12 protein-coding genes and 1 tRNA gene are annotated in these 17,664 nt (G+C 66.8%); 3 read left to right on the top strand and 10 right to left on the bottom strand.

Annotation, left to right across the window (positions count from 1 at the left end; translation table 11 throughout):
- Nucleotides 1–215: 215 nt before the first annotated feature.
- A complete protein-coding gene (gene adhE, locus E3O50_RS14650) occupies nt 216–2,945 on the top strand; it encodes a bifunctional acetaldehyde-CoA/alcohol dehydrogenase (protein WP_134445843.1) in 2,730 nt (909 codons plus the stop codon).
- 77 nt (nt 2,946–3,022) lie between these two features.
- On the opposite strand, the gene E3O50_RS14655 is transcribed toward adhE, so the two are convergent.
- Nucleotides 3,023–4,531, bottom strand: a complete 1,509-nt coding sequence (locus E3O50_RS14655; RefSeq protein ID WP_134559478.1) for a CoA-acylating methylmalonate-semialdehyde dehydrogenase — start codon at nt 4,529–4,531, stop codon at nt 3,023–3,025.
- Between the two features lie 88 nt (nt 4,532–4,619).
- On the opposite strand from E3O50_RS14655, the gene E3O50_RS14660 reads away from it, so the two are divergent.
- A complete protein-coding gene (locus E3O50_RS14660; RefSeq protein ID WP_134445845.1) occupies nt 4,620–5,243 on the top strand; it encodes a LysE family transporter in 624 nt (207 codons plus the stop codon).
- Nucleotides 5,244–5,273: 30 nt separating this feature from the next.
- On the opposite strand, the gene E3O50_RS14665 is transcribed toward E3O50_RS14660, so the two are convergent.
- The 4 genes from E3O50_RS14665 to E3O50_RS14680 form a co-directional block, all read right to left on the bottom strand.
- A complete protein-coding gene (locus tag E3O50_RS14665) occupies nt 5,274–5,741 on the bottom strand; it encodes a GNAT family N-acetyltransferase (protein ID WP_134445846.1) in 468 nt (155 codons plus the stop codon).
- A 120-nt stretch (nt 5,742–5,861) separates the two neighbouring features.
- Nucleotides 5,862–5,935 (bottom strand) — tRNA-Met (locus E3O50_RS14670).
- Nucleotides 5,936–6,112: 177 nt separating this feature from the next.
- A complete protein-coding gene (locus E3O50_RS14675; RefSeq protein WP_174774617.1) occupies nt 6,113–9,013 on the bottom strand; it encodes a UPF0182 family protein in 2,901 nt (966 codons plus the stop codon).
- 126 nt (nt 9,014–9,139) lie between these two features.
- Nucleotides 9,140–10,273 carry a S16 family serine protease gene (locus E3O50_RS14680; protein WP_241975389.1) on the bottom strand — a complete coding sequence of 378 codons (1,134 nt, stop codon included), beginning with the start codon at nt 10,271–10,273 and terminating at the stop codon, nt 9,140–9,142.
- A 186-nt stretch (nt 10,274–10,459) separates the two neighbouring features.
- On the opposite strand from E3O50_RS14680, the gene E3O50_RS14685 reads away from it, so the two are divergent.
- A complete protein-coding gene (locus tag E3O50_RS14685; protein ID WP_134445988.1) occupies nt 10,460–11,776 on the top strand; it encodes a zinc-dependent metalloprotease in 1,317 nt (438 codons plus the stop codon).
- An 8-nt stretch (nt 11,777–11,784) separates the two neighbouring features.
- On the opposite strand, the gene E3O50_RS14690 is transcribed toward E3O50_RS14685, so the two are convergent.
- The 5 genes from E3O50_RS14690 to E3O50_RS14710 form a co-directional block, all read right to left on the bottom strand.
- A complete protein-coding gene (locus E3O50_RS14690; protein ID WP_134445847.1) occupies nt 11,785–12,648 on the bottom strand; it encodes an aldehyde dehydrogenase family protein in 864 nt (287 codons plus the stop codon).
- Nucleotides 12,645–14,174, bottom strand: coding sequence for an aldehyde dehydrogenase family protein (locus tag E3O50_RS14695; RefSeq protein WP_134445848.1), 1,530 nt, complete (start codon nt 14,172–14,174; stop codon nt 12,645–12,647). The genes E3O50_RS14690 and E3O50_RS14695 overlap by 4 nt, the downstream gene beginning before the upstream one ends.
- Before the next feature lie 10 nt (nt 14,175–14,184).
- A complete protein-coding gene (deoC, locus tag E3O50_RS14700; protein WP_134445849.1) occupies nt 14,185–15,204 on the bottom strand; it encodes a deoxyribose-phosphate aldolase in 1,020 nt (339 codons plus the stop codon).
- A 63-nt stretch (nt 15,205–15,267) separates the two neighbouring features.
- A complete protein-coding gene (locus tag E3O50_RS14705; RefSeq protein ID WP_134445850.1) occupies nt 15,268–16,218 on the bottom strand; it encodes a sugar-binding domain-containing protein in 951 nt (316 codons plus the stop codon).
- A 190-nt stretch (nt 16,219–16,408) separates the two neighbouring features.
- Entirely contained in the window at nt 16,409–17,632 is a 1,224-nt protein-coding gene (locus tag E3O50_RS14710; RefSeq protein WP_134445851.1) for an MFS transporter, read from the bottom strand.
- Between the last annotated feature and the right edge of the window lie 32 nt (nt 17,633–17,664).

The raw sequence follows: 17,664 nt of genomic DNA on the forward strand, positions 1-17,664 counted from the left end.
TCGGGCCGTGGAATCTGCGGAATTTCTACGAATCGTAGAAATCGACCAGCCGATCACGTCGAATGAGAAACAGACGGCTAATCAGCCAAAATGCTCAATTGAAACGTCGCAATCCCGGCACCCTGCCCATCGTTAAAGATGCGTCCCTCGGCGCGGGGTCGTAAGCTTGCCTAAAGAGGCGAAAAGCCCAAGTTGGGCCGCCGAAGAGGGGCACCATGACCATTACGGACAAACCAGTCACTGAGTCACTTGCTAGCCAAATCGACTCACTCGTTCAGGGAGCACAGCAGGCGCTCACCGAATACGCTGACTTCACCCAAGAGCAGATCGACCACATCGTAAAAAAGGCCTCCGTCGCGGCCCTCAGCAAACATGCTGAGCTCGCCGTCCACGCAGTAGCCGAAACCGGTCGTGGCGTATTCGAGGACAAGGCCGTGAAGAACCTGTTCGCGTGCGAGCACGTCACGAACTCGATGCAGAATCTTAAGACCGTCGGCATTATCAGCCGCGACGCTATTACCGGAATTACAGAAATCGCCGAGCCGGTCGGTGTTATCGCAGGTATCACCCCGGTGACCAACCCCACCTCGACTGCAATCTTCAAATCCCTTATCGCCATTAAGACCCGCAACCCGATCATCTTCGGCTTCCACCCGGGAGCCCAGCAGTCTTCTGTCGCAGCTGCCCGCATTGTGCGCGACGCGGCAATCGCCGCCGGCGCCCCCAAGAACTGCGTGCAGTGGATCGAAGTTCCCTCCCTCGAGGCGAGCACGCTCCTGATGAACCACCCCGGTGTTGCGACCATCCTCGCGACCGGCGGCAACGCAATGGTCCGCGCCGCGTATTCCTGCGGCAAGCCGGCCCTCGGCGTTGGTGCGGGAAACGTTCCGGCATTCATCGAGAAGAGCGCCAAGCTCAAGCGTGCCGTCAACGACGTCGTGCTCTCGAAGTCCTTCGACTACGGCATGATCTGCGCTTCCGAGCAGGCCGTCATCATTGAAGAGCCGCTCTATGCAGAGGCACTCGTCGAATTCAAGAAGCTGCACGCGTACCTCGTGACCCCGGCGGAGAAGACCCTCCTCGAAGAGTTCATCTTCGGTGTCCAGGCACACTCGGAAAACTGTGGCGGCGCCAAGCTCAACGCTTCCGTCGTCGGCAAGTCGCCGGTGTGGATCGCGCAGCAGGCCGGATTCACCGTTCCCGAAGACACCTCGATCATCATGGTCGAGGTCGGCAGCGTCGGACCGCAGGAACCGATGACGCGCGAAAAGCTCGCCCCGGTGCTCGCGGTCCTGCACGCCAAGGATGCAGAAGAGGGCATCACGCTCTCCGAGCAGATGGTGGAATTCGACGGACTCGGCCACTCCGGATCGATCCACAGCGAGAACCCCGCGATCATCGAGGAATTCGGTATCCGCGTCAAGGCCGTCCGGATCATCACCAACGCCCCGAGCTCGCTCGGTGGCATCGGTGACATCTACAACGCCTTCATCCCCTCGTTGACGCTCGGCTGTGGCTCGTACGGACACAACTCCGTTTCGAACAACGTGTCGGCCATCAACCTCATCAACATCAAGCGGATCGGTCGAAGGAACAACAACTTGCAGTGGTTCAAGGTCCCCGCCAAGACGTACTTCGAGCCGAACGCCATCCGCTACCTGGCGGACATGCGCCACGTCGAACGCGTCACCATCGTCACCGACGCGACCATGACGAAGCTCGGCTTCGTTGACAAGATCCTCGACGTGCTCAACCGTCGCGAGAACCGCGTGTCCCTCCAGATCATCGACAACGTGCTCCCCGAGCCGACCGTCGCCGCGGTCAAGAAGGGTGCAGAGGAAATGCGCGCCTTCAAGCCCGACACGATCATCGCCCTCGGTGGCGGTTCGCCCATGGACGCCGCGAAGGTCATGTGGCTCCTGTACGAACACCCCGAAATCGAATTCGCCGACATGAAGGAAAAGTTCTTCGACGTGCGCAAGCGCGCGTTCAAGTTCCCCGACCTCGGCGAACTGGCCCAGCTCGTCTGCATCCCGACCACCTCGGGTACCGGTTCGGAAATGACGCCGTTCGCGGTCATCACCGATGAGGTCTCCGGAGTCAAGTACCCGCTCGCGGACTACGCACTCCTGCCGAACGTCGCGATCATCGACCCCGCGCTCACCGCCGCAATGCCGTCCTTCCTCGTCGCCGACTCCGGCTTCGACGCTCTGACGCACGCGACAGAGGCTTACGTGTCGGTCTACGCGAACGACTTCACCGACGGCATGTGCCTGCACGCGATCAAGCTGATCTTCGAGAACATCGAGACCTCGGTCAACGGCACGCAGAACAGCACCGACGACAAGGTCATCAAGGCGCGCGAGAAGATGCACAACGCATCCTCGATCGCCGGCATGGCGTTCGGTAACGCGTTCCTCGGAATTTGTCACGCGATGGCTCACGTCACCGGCGCCCAGATGCACCTCATCCACGGACGAGTGAACGCGACCTACCTGCCGCACGTGATCCGCTACAACGGCAAGATCCCGACCAAGCTGACCAGCTGGCCCAAGTACGAGACCTACATCGCTCCCGAGCGCTTCCAGCAGATCGCGAAGCACCTGGGGCTGCCGGCCTCGACTCCTGAAGAGGGCATCGAGTCGTACGCGACCGCCGTTGAGAAGCTGCGCGACGCCGTGCACATCAAGCCGTCGTTCCAGGCCCAGGGTGTTGTGGAGGAAGACTTCATCGGTCGCCTCGACTCGCTCGCCATGGGTGCATACGGCGACCAGTGCGCACCGGCCAACCCGCGGATGCCGATGCTCGCCGACATGAAGACCATCATGGAGGCCGCGTACTACGGCACCTCGTTCGAAGAGGTTCGTGCCGGTCGTTCGGCCGCAGCGGCCGCCGCCGAGTCCAACACGGACGCCAAGAAGCCGGCCCGCAAGGCAGGCAAGTAGGTCTTCACCCGCTGAATCAGTACTGAAACAGGTTGGGCCCCGCACTTCGGTGCGGGGCCCAACCTGTTTTTCGGCTGTTATCGGTTCTGGGGGAAGCCCAGGTTGATGCCTCCGTGGCTCGGGTCGAGCCAGCGGCTGGTGATCGCCTTGCCGCGGGTGAAGAAGTGCACGCCCTCTGCGCCGTGGGCCTTGGTGTCACCGAACAGCGAGTTCTTCCAGCCGCCGAACGAGAAGTACGCGACCGGGACCGGGATGGGCACGTTGATGCCGATCATGCCCACCTCGATCTCGTTCTGGAACCGGCGCGCGGCCCCGCCATCGTTGGTGAAGATCGCGGTGCCGTTGCCGAACGCACCGGCGTTGATCAGGGCGACGCCCTCCTCGTAGGTGTCGACCCGGACGATGCCGAGCACCGGGCCGAAGATCTCCTCGGTGTACGCCTTCGAGGTGACGGGGAGGTGGTCGATCAGGGTCGGGCCGAACCAGAACCCGTTCTTGTCTCCGTCGACCTCGATGCCGCGACCGTCGACGACGATCGTCGCGCCGTCATCCGCTGCGATCTCGATGTAGCTTGCGACCTTGTCGCGGTGAACTTCCGTGATGAGCGGGCCCATGTCGCACGAGCGACGCCCGTCACCGACGGTCAGGGCCGTCATCCGGGAAACGATCTTCCCGACCAGCTCGTCGGCGACCGGTTCAACCGCGACGACGACGCTGATGGCCATGCACCGTTCCCCGGCACTGCCGAAGCCGGCATTGACCGCCGAGTCCGCGACAAGGTCGAGGTCGGCGTCCGGAAGCACGAGCATGTGGTTCTTGGCGCCACCGAGTGCCTGCACCCGCTTGCCGTGCCGCGTGCCGGTCTCGTAGACGTAGCGGGCGATCGGGGTCGATCCGACGAAGGAGATCGCCTTGACGTCGGGGTGCGTGAGGAGGCCGTCAACGGCCACCTTGTCCCCGTGCAGGACCGTGAAGACGCCGTCGGGTAGACCGGACTCCTTGAGGAGCCTGGCGAGCCAGATGGCTGCGCTCGGGTCCTTCTCGCTCGGCTTGAGGATCACGGTGTTGCCGGCCGCGATGGCGATCGGGAAGAACCACATCGGCACCATGGCCGGGAAGTTGAACGGGCTGATGATGCCGACGACGCCGAGGGCCTGGCGGGTCGAGTACACATCGACGCCCGTGGCGACGTTCTCGGAGTATTCGCCCTTGAGCAGGTGCGGGATGCCGCAGGCGAATTCGACGACCTCGAGCCCCCGCGTGATCTCGCCGAGGGCATCGGAGAGCACCTTGCCGTGTTCACTCGTGAGGATCTCGGCCAGCTCACCCTTGCGGGCGTTGAGCAGTTCGCGGAACGTGAAGATGATCGACTGCCTCTTGGCGATCGACAGGTCGCGCCACGCCGGGAACGCGGCTTTGGCGGATGCGACGGCGGCTTCGATCTCGCCGGCGTCGGCGAGGGGGACGTCTTTCGTGATGGTGCCGAGGGCCGGGTCGAAGACCGGAGAAGTACGGCCGGACACCCCGGCGTGCTCGGCGCCATCGATCCAGTGCGGGACAACGGGTACTTCGCTCATGGCACTCATCTCTCTCGGACAACGACGTCGGGGAACGGGTCGATTCTGACACAACCCACCGCAATCCACGGGTTCAGGCAGGCCCTAGGCTGGAGCGGTGCAATTCTCCCTCTGGCTGGCCCTCGTGGGTGCGGGTGCGCTGATCAGTTTCACGCCCGGGGCTGGGGCGATCAACACCATGAGCAATGCCCTCAATTCCGGGTTCCGCCGCTCCATCTGGGGCATCCTCGGCCAACAGGCTGCACTGGTCGTGCACATCACGATCGTTGCCCTCGGCGTTGGGCTGCTCGTCGCCAATTCGCCTGTCGCATTCAACATCATCCGCTATGCGGGCGCCGCGTACCTCGTCTACCTGGGCATTCGGCAGTTCCTCGCGAAGCCGAGCCTGGACGCCGAGAGCGCCCGGGCTCTCCGTGACGAGCCGCGCTGGTCGATGTTCCGTCGCGGCCTGTGGGTGAACCTGCTCAATCCGAAGGCGATCGTCTTCTTCCTGGCCTTCCTCCCCCAGTTCATCCGGCTCGACCGCCCCGCGCTCCCGCAATACCTGATCGCGGCAGCCACGGTGATCGTGATCGACGTGCTCGTGATGTGGCTCTTCTTCGCGGGAACGGCGCGGTCATTCCAGCGCTTCACCAGGGACGCGCGCGGCCAGCGGGTACTCAACCGCATCTTCGGAGTTCTCTTCGTCGGCGTCGGCATTCTGCTCGCTGCGATCCACTGACCGATCACCGGCGGCCCACCGGAGTAAGGCTCACTCCCGAGCGAGCCGGATGGTCAGGAAGACGCTGCTGGGGTCGAGGGTGTACCCGGCGAACGGCGGGCATTCGACGAAGCCGGCGCGCAGGTACAGCCGCCGGGCCGGGGCGAAAGAGTCCTGGGTCCCGGTTTCCAGGCTGACGCGCCCGATGCGCCGGTGGAGTGCGTCGTCGAGGATGTGCGAGAGGAGCCCGGCCGCCACTCCGCGACCGCGCGCCTCCCGCGTTGTGCGCATGGACTTGAGCTCGGCGTGGTCACTCGTCAGCTCTTTCAGGGCCCCACAGCCGACCAGGGTGCCGCCTTCCCGAGCGGTCCAGAATCGGATCTCCGGTGCGGACAGGGCTTCGAGGTCGAGGGCGTGGACACTCTCGGCCGGCGAGGAGGCGAACATATCCGCAAGATGCTCGTCGAGCAGCCGATGGACGTCCGGTCGCGCAGGATCGTCCCTGTCGATGGTGAACATTCAGGCATGCCCGGTCTCGGCGTAGGCCAGGGGCCGGGTCGTGGGGCAGGTCATCCACCGAGGGTATCGGTTCCGGGTATGAAAAAAGCCCCCGGAACCTTACGGTTCCGGGGGCATCTGTTGCGGGGGCAGGATTTGAACCTACGACCTCTGGGTTATGAGCCCAGCGAGCTACCGAACTGCTCCACCCCGCGCTACAAGAAGTAGCTTATCACAGCCTTGAGGCCCAGTCGAACCACGCGGCGCCGTGCATGCTGCGCGGGTTCTGTGCCGGCGCTCGTGCGTTGTGCCACACGCACGGACGGCCGGCTCCCCGAGGGGAACCGGCCGTCACGACCACGGATGCTGTCCGCGGCCGGTGCTGCTGTCTGCTACTGGCCCAGCAGGGCGAGCATGCTCGCGACGGTGTCGGAGAGCTTCTTGTCCGCCACACCGTAGGCCGCGAAGTCGCCGGCGGTCAGCGCCGCCTGCTTGTCGGCAATAGCCTGCTTGGCGACGGCCAGGAGCGCCTGGAGCTGGGCATCCGTTGCCGGGTTGCCCGTCGTCGTCGAGGGTGTCGTGGTGCCGCCTGTCGTCGGCGTCGTCGTTCCGGTGGTCGGCACCGAAGTGTCACCGGCCTGCGCACCCGAACTGCCGCCGAAGAGCACGTCGAGCGCCTTGTTCAGGGTGTCCTCGAAGGCGATCTGGTCACCGAAGGCCACGAGAACCTTCTGCAGCAGCGGGTAGCTGGTCTCACCCGTCGACTGCACGTAGACCGGCTGCACGTACAGGAGCCCGCCACCGACGGGCAGCGTCAGCAGGTTGCCGTTGAGCACCTTCGACTGGCCCTGCTTCAACAGGTTGAGCTGGGTCGATACCGTCGGGTCGGCGTTGAACTTCGCCTGCACCTGGCCGGGGCCAGGCACCGTGTTCGCCTTCGGCAGGGTGAGCAGGCGGAGCTTTCCGTATTCCGCCGATCTGACTCCGTCGGTCGCGCCGGCATCCGAGTCGACGGCGAGGTACCCGGTGAGCACGTTCCGGCTCGTGGTACCCGTCGCGTCCGGGATGAAGGTCGAGTACAGGGTGAATGCCGGTTTCTCCGAACCGGGCACCTGCATCGTGAGGTAGTACGGGGGCTGGAGAGTCGTGTTCGTCGACGGCGACACCGGGTCGTTCGGCGTCGTCCACGCGTCGTCGTGCGAGTAGAACGAGCCGGGGTCTGTCACGTGATACTGGCTCAGGATGTGGCGCTGCACCTTGAAGAGGTCGGCCGGGTACCGGACGTGGCTCATCAGCTGGCCGCTCATATCGCTCATGGGCTTGACCGTGGACGGGAAGATCTTCTGCCACGTCTTCAGGATCGGGTCCGTGGTATCCCACGCGTAGAGGGTGACCGAGCCGTCATAGGCGTCGACCGTTGCCTTGACCGAGTTGCGCATGTAGTTGATCTTGTCGAGCGCGAACGGCTGTGCGGGCGTCTCGGTGTCCGTGATGGCGTCGCTCAGGCCGACCGGTGTCGAGTACGGGTAGTCCGCGCTCGTCGTGTAGCCGTCGACGATCCACTTGACCCGGCCGTCGACGACAGAGGGGTATGCGGAGGAGTCGAGGGTCAGGTAGGGGGCGACCTTCTGCACGCGCGTGACGGGGTCGCGGTCGTAGAGGATCTGCGACTGGTCGTTGACGTCGTTGGCGAGGAATATCTGCTCGGACTGGAACTTCAGCGCATAGATGAGTTTGTTGAACGCGTTGTCGAGCTTCGGACCGCCGTTGCCGGTGAACGTCGTGTAGGTCTGCTGGGCGCCATCGGTGCCGGACGGATAGTCGAGCTCGACGGGCTTGCTGTCCGCCGCGGCCCCGACGATCGAGTAGGTCGGTGAGTTCTCACCGAAGTAGATCCGCGGCTCGTAAGTTCCGAGCGATCCGGTCGTCGGGATGCCGGACTCGAGGAACACGGGCTGGCCGTCTGCCGAGCGCTGGTTGCCGTATGCCGCGACGACGCCGTACCCGTGGGTGTAGACGATCGTCGAGTTCACCCAGGTGTTCCCGGCGTTGAGCCCGGACAGCTTGAGATCACGGACGGAGACGACGGTGTCCTGGGACTTGCCGTCGATCGTGTACCGGTCCACATCGAGGTTCTTCGGGAACTGGTAATACTGCTTGAACTGTTCCAGCTGCGAGAAGGCGTCGCTCACGAGCGCCGGGTCGAGGATCCGGATGTTGGCGGTCGTCGTCGCGTCCGCCCGGAGTGCCCCTGGCTCTGCGGTCGTCGTCGCGTTGTACGGGACCTCGGTGACACCGGAGAGGTCGTATGCGTTCCGGGTGAGATCGATGTTCCGTTGGATGTACTCGGCCTCGAGGGACTTCGCGCTCGGGTCGACCTGGAAGCGCTGCACGACCCACGGGTAGAGGGAGCCGAGCAGGAGGCTTGTCACGATGAGGAGCGCCGTGCCGATCACGGGGAGGCGCCAGCGACCGATGATCGCCGTGACGAGGAAGAGGATGGCGACGACGGCGGCGATGCCGGCGAGGATCGCCCGTCCGGGGATGGTGGCGTGGGTGTCGGTGTAGCCGGCACCGGTGATCAGGTCGTTCGTGCTGGTGAGCGTCGAATACTGGTCGAGCCAGATGCTGAGCGCCTGCAGGACCAGGTAGAGACTCGCCGTGACGGCGATCTGGACGCGAGCGGCCTTGGACACGAGGATTTCGCGGCCGCTGACCCGGATCGACCCGTACAGGTAGGTGGTCGCGATCGCGACGATGGCCGAGATGAGGACGACGGCGGATGCGAAGCCGAGGAACGCCTGGAAGAACGGCAGGTCGAACAGGTAGAACGACACGTCGAGGTGGAACTGCGGATCGGTGGTGCCGGTGTCGGTGCGGTTCAGCCACATCAGCACGACCTGCCAGCGGGTGGCGGCGGCGACGCCGGCGAAAAGGCCGAGCAGAGCGGGGATGCCGTACATGGCGAGGCGGCGGAGCGGCTCGATGACCTGCTGGTAGCGGTCGAGCTGCGAGTTGAGCTTCGCGTAGACAGGACGCATCCGGTAGGCGATCTGGATGCTGACGAAGACCGGGATCGCCATGGCGAGGAAGCCCACGAAGAAGAGAGCGGCTCCTGCCGCCCACTGGGTGGTCAGTACGCTCAGGAAGCCGAGCTGGTTGAACCAGAGCACATCGGCGTACAGGCCGGCGAACACAAAGAACAGGATCACCAGCCCCGCGATGATGGCGGCCGTAATGGCGAGGGGGGCACGACTCCTGCGAGGAGCGTTTCCGGTGGATTGTGACGTCACGAATGGGCCTCTTGGTCTGTAAATCGGCGGTCAGGCCTCATTCTAGACAGGGGTTCTGGGAGCAGGCCTGCCAGCCGGCCCCAAGCCGGCTCAGAGTTCCCTGCAAGGCCGCTGGGGTATCCCCCGTTATTGCACGGGGCAGTGCGGGAGTGCGCTCGTGTCCGCCCCGGACTTGATGGCGTCCAGCGCGGTGAGTGCCTGGTCGAGGGTCGTGACCGAGAAGACCGTGAGACCGTCCGGGATGTGCCCGGTGACCTCGTCGCAGTCGTCCGCGGGGGCGAGGAACCAGTCTGCTCCGGCGCTCCGGGCGCCTGCGAGTTTCTGGCGGATGCCGCCGATCGGGCCGACCGTGCCCGCCTGATCGATCGTGCCGGTGCCCGCGACGTTCTCGCCGCCCTGGAGGAGCCCGGGGGTGAGCTTGTCGATGATGCCGAGCGCGAACATCATGCCGGCGCTCGGGCCGCCGACCTGGTCGAGCTGGATGGTGACCGTGAACGGGAACTGATACTCGGTCTTCACGTTGATCCCGATGATCGCGGAGCCGTCCGAGTCGACGGGGGTGACCGTGAGGTCCTGCGCGACGCCGCCGCGCACGATGCCGACAGTGGCCGGAACGCCGGCGCCGTTCGCCGTGAGCGCGGCACGGAGGGAGGCGATGTCGGTGACGGCGGCGCCGTTGACGGTGGCGATCTGGTCGTCCGCTTTGAGGACGCCCGTCGCCGGCGAACCGTCGGGCAGCGAAACAACCGAGACGATCGTCGGGTAGGTGTAGCCGAGGTTCGTCAGGGCGGCGGCGATCGCATCCTGCTGGGAGTTGACCATCTGCGCGGTGTTCTCCTCGTCGCGCTGCTGCGTCGTGGTGTTCGAGGGGAACGCCGCCTCGATCGGGATGACGGCCTGGCTGGAATCCAGCCACGCTCCGGCGACCTTGAGCCAGCTCGGGCGGTTGTCCGGGTTGCCGACGAGGGACACGGTGAGCATGTCCAGCGTTCCGTCGGTCGGGAAGGTCTCCGCGCCGTCGATGGTGATCAGGGGCCTGTCCGCACCGTCCTCAGAGATGGTCGAGCCGATGGTGTTGTAGACGGGGCCCGGCTTCTCGATCACGTATGGGGCCGGGGTGACGCCGAGGATGATGCCGCAGGCCAGGGCGATGCTGAGCACGATCCAACCGGCCTTGCTTGCACGCCGGGAGCGCGGCGATCGCTCTTCCCAGGTGGTGCCGGAGTCGGATGGCGTCGGGTCGTCGGTGAAGAGGGCCACCGGGCTCCTTCCAGGTTATGCCGGGCGTTCGCGGCAAGCGGACACCAGACCTCTCAGCGTAGGTCATTTCCCAGTTCGGGCCGGGCGTCTCGGACTAGCGTAGAAGCAAGCGACTGAGAGGTGCCTGAAGTGCCCGACGACTCCCGACCCGACGAGGGTCCCAACCCGGAAGACGAATTCCGGGACATGTTGCGCGACATCCTGTCGGGCAAGTCCTCCATCGATCCGAGCCAGCTCGCCGGAGCCGCCGGCCTGCCGGCAGACCCGGCCAGCATCAACGCTCTCATGCAGCAGTTGCAGGGTGCCCTCCGCGGCAACGGCGAGGGCGGCATCAGCTGGGACGCAGCGCTCACGCAGGGCCAGAACAAGGCGGCCGAGAGCCAGGTCTCGGTGACTCCCGCCGAGCACGCCGCCCTCGACCAGGCGTTCCACATTGCTGCGCTCTGGCTCGACGAGGTGACCGACATCGCCGAACTCACGGTGGTCCCGCGCCTTCTCACCCGCAAGGAGTGGGTCACGGAATCCATGCCGGTCTGGACCCAGTTGGCGGAGCCGGTCGCGAACAGCATCTCCGATTCCCTGACCAAGGTCCTCACCGACCAGGCGCCGGAGGAGCTCAAGGGCATGATGGCCGGCGCGAGCAAGATGATGCGCAGCATCGGAGGCACCCTCTTCGCCATGCAGCTCGGCCAGGTCGTCGGCCAGCTCGCGAGCGAGGTCGTCTCAGGAGGCGACATCGGCATCCCGCTCATGACCGACCAGCAGGCCGCCCTCGTGCCGCAGAACGTCGCGGCCTTCGGCGAAGACCTCGACGTGCCGATCGACCAGGTTCAGATCTACCTGGCCGTGCGGGAACTCGCCCACGCCAGGCTGTTCCGGCATTCGCGCTGGCTGCGCCTGCGGCTGATCAGCTCGATCACCGACTTCGCCCACGACATCAGCATCGACTCAGGGCGTCTCGAAGAACTCGCCGAGGGCTTCGACCCGTCCAACCCCGAGGAACTGCGGCAGGCGATCCTGAACGGATCGCTGATCCCGCCGAAGTCGGAGACCCAGCTCGCCGCCCTCGCGAGGCTCGAGACGATGCTCGCGCTCGTCGAAGGCTGGGTCGACGTCGTGACCGTCGAGGCCACGAGCAGGCTCCCCCGCGCCGATGCCATCAACGAGACCGTCAAGCGCCGTCGCGCCTCTGGCGGTCCGGCCGAGTCCGCGTTCTCGACCCTCGTCGGGCTCGAGCTGCGTCCGCGCCGGCTGCGCGAGGCTGCCGCGATGTGGCAGGCCGTGACGGATGCCGTCGGTAACGACGGTCGGGACGCGCTCTGGGCGCACCCCGACCTTCTGCCGACGTCAGCGGACCTCGACGACCCGAAGGCGCTCGTCGCGCGGCTGACGAGCACGGCCGCGAGCGTCGCGGCGGGCACGGAACCCGAACTCGACGAGGTCGACCAGGCGCTCGAGGACCTGCTGCGTGAGGACGGCCCCGACCGCCCCCACGAGGAGTAGCCCCGCGCCTAGAGCAGGCCCTTGGTGTGCCAGACGGTCTTCGTCTCCGTGAAGGCGAGGATCCGGGCGAGGGAGGGCGCCGCGGCATCCGCCCCGGATTCGGGCTGGAGCACCCGGGTGAGGGTTTCGGCCGCGTCGATCTCGAGGTGCACCCAGTCGAGGTCGCCTGCACCGAGGAGGTCGATCGCGTTGACGTCGGCGTGGCTCGCGAGCCACGGCGCCATCTCGGCCGGTGACCCGGTGAGGATGTTGACGACCCCGCCGGGGACGTCGCTCGTGGCGAGCACCTCGCCGAGAGTGATCGCCGAGAGCGGCCTGGTTTCGTCGGCGACGACCACGACCGTGTTGCCTGAGACGAGGGCGGGGGCGACGGCGCTCACGAGACCGAGCAGCGACCCGCCGGACTGCGGGGCGATGATCGCGACGACACCGGTCGGCTCTGGCACGGAAATGTTGAAGTACGGCCCGGAAACCGGGTTCGCATTGCCGGCGACCTGCGCGTACTTGTCGGCCCAGCCCGCGTACCAGACCCACCGGTCGACGGCCTCGTCGACCTGCCGGCCAGCGGCCGACGCGGACACGCCCTCTGACTGCACGATCTCCTCGACGAACTGGGCGCGACGGCCCTCGAGCAGCTCGGCGATGCGGTAGAGCACCTGGCCGCGGTTGTACGGGGTCGCACGCGACCACCCCGCGAAGGCGGAGCGTGCCGCGACCACGGCATCCCTGGCGTCCTTGCGGGATGCCTGCGCCGCGTTCGCGAGGAAGTCGCCGCTCGGCGTCGCCACGGCATAGACGCGACCGGATTCGCTCCGCGGGAACTTTCCGCCGATGTAGAGCTTGTAGGTCTTGGGGACGGCGAGGCGGGTCACTTGGTGGCCTTCTTTCGTGCTGCGGACGGCTTGACGGCATGATCGGCGTCCACGGCCACGGCGTGGCGGGCGGCGGCGACTGCGGCGCTGCCCGCCGGCTGGAGGTACGCGGCGAGGCCGTGGCGGCCGCCTTCGCGGCCGTAGCCCGACTCCTTGTAACCGCCGAAGGGGCTCGCGGGGTCGAACCGGTTGAAGGTGTTCGCCCAGATCACGCCGGCGCGGAGCCGGTCGGCGACGGCGAGGACGCGGCTGCCCTTGTCGCTCCAGATCCCGGCGGAGAGACCGTACGGCGTGTTGTTCGCCTTCGCGATCGCCTCCTCGGGGGTGCGGAACGTCAGCACGGAAAGCACGGGGCCGAAGACCTCGTCGCGGGCGATGCGGTGACTCGTCGACACATTGGTGAAGATGGTCGGCCGGAACCAGAACCCGCTCTCCGGCAGGTCGCAGTCGGGACTCCAGCGTTCGGCGCCTTCGTCCTCGCCGATGGCGGACAGTTCGGTGATGCGCTTCAGCTGGTCTGCGCTGTTGATTGCACCGATGTCGGTGTTCTTGTCGAGCGGATCGCCGAGGCGCAGCGTCGAGAGGCGCTGCTTGAGCCGGTCGACGACCTCGTCGTGGATGCTCTCCTGGACGAGCAGGCGGCTGCCCGCGCAGCAGACGTGGCCCTGGTTGAAGAAGATCCCGTTGACGATGCCCTCGATGGCCTGGTCGATCGGAGCGTCGTCGAAGACGATGTTCGCCGCCTTGCCGCCCAGCTCGAGAATGATCTTCTTGTCGGTCCCTGCGACGGCGCGGGCGATGGCCCTGCCGGCCCCTGTCGAGCCGGTGAAGGCGACGAGGTTGATGCCGGAGTGGCCGACGAGCGCCTGCCCGGTCTCGCGGCCCCCCGTGACGATGTTCACGACGCCGGCCGGCAACTCGGCCTGCTGGAGGATCTCGGCGAAGAGGAGCGCGGTGAGCGAGGTGGTCTCCGCCGGCTTGAGGACGACGGTGTTGCCCGCGGCGAGGGCCGGGGCGATCTTCCACGCGAGCATGAGCAGCGGGAAGTTCCACGGGATCACCTGGGCGGCGACGCCCCGCGCCGCGGGGTTGACGCCGAGGCCGGCGTGGTCGAGCTTGTCCGCCCAGCCGGCGTAGTAGAAGAACCAGGCGGCGACGAGGGGGATGTCGACGTCACGGCTTTCGGTGATCGGCTTGCCGTTGTCCAGGGTCTCTGCAACGGCGAGCTCGCGGGCGCGCTCCTGCACGAGACGTGCGATCCGGAACAGGTACTTGCCGCGGTCGCTGCCAGAAAGGGTCGACCAGCGCCGTTCGAATGCACGACGGGCCGCGGCGACCGCGGTGTCGACATCCGCCGCGTCGGCGTGTGCGATCATGGCGAGCTGCTTCTCGGTCGCGGGGTTGATGGTCTGGAAGGGCTCGCCGCGGCCGGCGACGAATTCGCCGTCGATGAAGAGTCCGTATTCGGGGCGGAGGTGCAGCAGCGCCTGGGACTCCGGCGCGGGAGCGTAGTCAAGAAAGCTCATCGTGGTTCCTTCAGTCGATCGTCACGTAGTCGGGGCCGGAGTAGTGTCCATCGCGCATCTTCTGCCGTTGCATCAGCACGTCGTTGAGCAGGCTTGAGGCGCCGAAGCGGAAGAGGCTCGGCGTGAGCCAGTCCTCGCCGACGGTCTCGGCGACGGCGACGAGGTACTTGATGGCGTCCTTCGAGGTGCGGATGCCACCTGCCGGTTTCACGCCGACCCTCGCGCCGGTGAGGCGATGCCAGTCGCGCACGACCTCGATCATCGAGAGGGTCACGGGGAGGGTGGCCGCGGGCTGCATCTTGCCGGTTGAGGTCTTGATGAAGTCGCCCCCGGCGAGGATGGCGAGCCAGGAGGCGCGGCGCACGTTGTCGTAGGTGTTGAGTTCGCCGGTCTCGAGGATCACCTTGAGGTGGGCGACACTGCCGTCGGCGCGGCGGCAGGCTTCCTTGACGGCGACGATCTCGTCGTAGACCTGGCCGAAACGACCGGAAAGAAAGGCCCCGCGGTCGATGACCATGTCGATCTCGTCTGCGCCGGCCGCGACGGCGTCGGCCACGTCGGCGAGCTTCACCGCGAGGGAGGCGCGGCCGCTCGGGAAGGCGGTGGCGACGGAGGCGACGAAGATGCCCTGGTCGCGACCGGCCGCGTGTGCGGAGCCGAGCGCCTCGACGGTGTACGGGACCATGTCTCCGTAGACGCAGACGGCGGCGACGCGGGGGCAGCCCGGGTCACCGGGGTCTGGCGTGAGCGCCTTGCCGACGAGGGAACGAACCTTGCCCGGCGTGTCGGCGCCCTCGAGGGTCGTCAGGTCGATCAGGCCGATGATCGTGTCGATCGCCCGCTTCTTCGAACTCGTCTTGATCGAGCGCGTGCCGAGGGCGGCGGCACGCTGTTCGAGCCCGACCGCGTCGATCCCGGGGATCCCGTGCAGGTAGCGGCGGAGGTTCGCGTCTGTGGCCTCGCCGCCGATGAGGGCGAGGGCACGGGACCTCGTCGACGGCTGGGTCGCGACCACTGGGATGCTTGTCATGAAATGTCCTCGCAGGGTGGTGGTGGGTGTCACGGGGGCTCCGGGCGCCTGAGGGCGTTCCGGTCAGTGGGTTTCGCCCAGGACGGCCAGGGCGGTGTCCTCGTCGGTGACGAGCACGGTGCAGAGGCCGCTGGAGACGATGGCGCGGGCGACGGCGTGTTTGGTGCTTCCCGCGATCACGGCGATCGCGGTCGGTGCCCGGCGCAGTTGTTCGAGCCGGATGCCGATGGTCCGCTCGTCGAGCTCGAGGTCGACGATATGGCCGTCCGCGTTGATGTACCGGCCGACGATGTCTCCGACGGCGCCCTTGCGCACGAGTTCGGCGACCTGGTCGGCAGTGAGGTAGCCGCTGTCGACGAGCGCCGAATTCTCGTCGGCCTGGCCTGCGCTGAACAGGTAGGCGGATGCCGCGCTGCCCAGGTCGAGGACCGTCGCGACGGCGCGGTCGGATTCGATCGCGAGCTTGGTTTCGACGCGCTCGAGGATCGCGGGACTCGGCAGCAGGGTCGCGGAGCCGAGCGCTTTCTGCGCGATCGTGACCGCGGTCGCCGCGGCCGTTCCCTCCCGCCGGTTGAGGCTGACGCCGCCGTTGATCTGCACGACGTTGACGCCGCGCGCCCAGCCGGGCTTCAGGCCCTGGGCCACCTCGTGCAGGGTGCGGCCCCAGCTGATGCCGAGGGTCGCCGGAACAGGACGGAGCGCAGTGAGGTAGTCGGCGGCGGCCTGGGCCGCCCGGGACTGCAGTTCCTCGTCGGTGGAGACGCCGGCTGCGGAGACGACGACGGCGTCGCTCAGCCCGGTGTGTTCCCGCAGGCGACGCTCGACGATAAGGCGGCGGGCCCGCGGGTGCACGATCTCGATCCGGATGAAGCCGCTCGCCTTGGCCTGCGCAAGGAGCCGGCCGACCTTCCAGCGGGTGAGCCGGAGGACGGCGCCGATCTCGTCCTGGGTCTTGTTCTCTTCGTAATAGAGTTCGGCGGCGCGGATGGACAGCAGTTCGTCTGTATCGATCACGCGGTCCTCCGTTGGCTCCCCATCCAGCGTAGGACGCCTCGACGCACGCCTCAACTGTTGTGGGAAATCTTGCTCACATGAGCAGAGCCGCATCGGTGCCTTGCTGCGACCCCCGACTCCCTCCTGAGGTGTCGCATATCGAGGTTCCGTGGCCCAGGAACGTCGATATGCGACACCTCAGCCCACGTGGTCAGCGGGAACGGTCGAGGTCGTCTTCGAGGAGATGCGGGCGGGCGATCACGCGCGCGGCGAAGCCCACGGCGAGGCCGGTCGCGATCAGGAACCAGATCGGCCAACTCCAGCCCCCCGTGAGCTGGTGCAGAACGCCGACGACAAGCGGCCCGAGGGCGCCGAGGGTGTACCCGACGCTCTGGACGAACCCGCTGAGCGCGACGGAGCCCTCGTGGGTGCGCGTACGGAGGTTGATCAGCACGAGCGCGAGCGGGAAGTAGAGCGGGCCGAGGCCGGCGAGCAGCACCCAGAGAACCGTGAGCGTGCCCGGTGCGAGGAGGAGACCCACGTCTCCGGCGATGAAGGCGAACATTCCGACGTAGATCAGGAGGCTGAGGTTCTTCATCCGTACGGCGAGCCACGGCACGACGAGCGCGCACGGCAGTCCGACGGCGGCGTAGAGGGAGAGCAACGTCCCGGCCTGGCCGGGGCTGATCCCCGCGGTCTGGGTGAGCATCAGCGGAAGCCAGGCGAAGAGCGCGTATGCGTTGAGCGACGACGTCCCGAAGACGACGGCGATCGCCCAGGCGATCGAAGAACGGCCGATGCGGGCCAGCAGCACCGGCTCGGCCTCCGGAACCGCCGGCGGGGCGCTCTGCGACATCCGGTGCCGCACGAGCATGGTGGCCCAGGGCACGAGGGCGAGGAGCGCGGGGATCATCCACATGCCGAGGGAGACCCGCCAGCCGGCGGCATCCGCTACCGGGACCGCGATGAGAGGCGGAACGAGGGTGCTCAGAGACAGCACCGTGACGTAGAGGGAGGTCACGAGGCCGACCCGGTCGGGGAAGTACTTCTTGACGAGCGGGGGCAGCAGCACGTTACCGGCGCCGAGACCTGCGAAGGTCACGATGCTTCCGCCGATGAGCCAGGTCAGGGAACCCGCGCTGCCACGGAGGAGGTGACCGGCGAGGATTGCGACAAGGGCGACGACAACGACCCGCTCGAGCCCGATGCGGCGCGTGAAGACGGGAGTGAAGATGCCGAAGACCGCGAAGCAGACCGGCGGGAGCATGCCGAGCACGCCGATGGCGAGCGCCCCGAGCGGGACGTCGACGCTGATCGCCAGGACGATCGGAGACAGCGCCGCGACCGCCGTGCGCAGGTTGGCCGCGACGAGGAGGATGCCCAGAAGCGCGAGGGTTCGCCCGGCCCAGAGACCGCGGATCGGGGTGGGGTTCACCGGCCAAGTCTATTCACCGGGCGAGTCTAGGC

It is taken from the genome of Cryobacterium sp. MDB1-18-1, from assembly GCF_004402735.1.
In the GTDB taxonomy this organism is placed as follows: Bacteria; Actinomycetota; Actinomycetes; order Actinomycetales; family Microbacteriaceae; genus Cryobacterium; species Cryobacterium glucosi.

Coding starts and splice junctions, on each gene's coding strand:
- adhE (WP_134445843.1), top strand. CDS start 216: ATGACCATTACGGACAAACCAGTCACTGAGTCACTTGCTAGCCAAATC.
- E3O50_RS14655 (WP_134559478.1), bottom strand. CDS start 4,531: ATGAGTGCCATGAGCGAAGTACCCGTTGTCCCGCACTGGATCGATGGC.
- E3O50_RS14665 (WP_134445846.1), bottom strand. CDS start 5,741: ATGTTCACCATCGACAGGGACGATCCTGCGCGACCGGACGTCCATCGG.
- E3O50_RS14685 (WP_134445988.1), top strand. CDS start 10,460: ATGTTGCGCGACATCCTGTCGGGCAAGTCCTCCATCGATCCGAGCCAG.
- E3O50_RS14695 (WP_134445848.1), bottom strand. CDS start 14,174: ATGAGCTTTCTTGACTACGCTCCCGCGCCGGAGTCCCAGGCGCTGCTG.
- deoC (WP_134445849.1), bottom strand. CDS start 15,204: ATGACAAGCATCCCAGTGGTCGCGACCCAGCCGTCGACGAGGTCCCGT.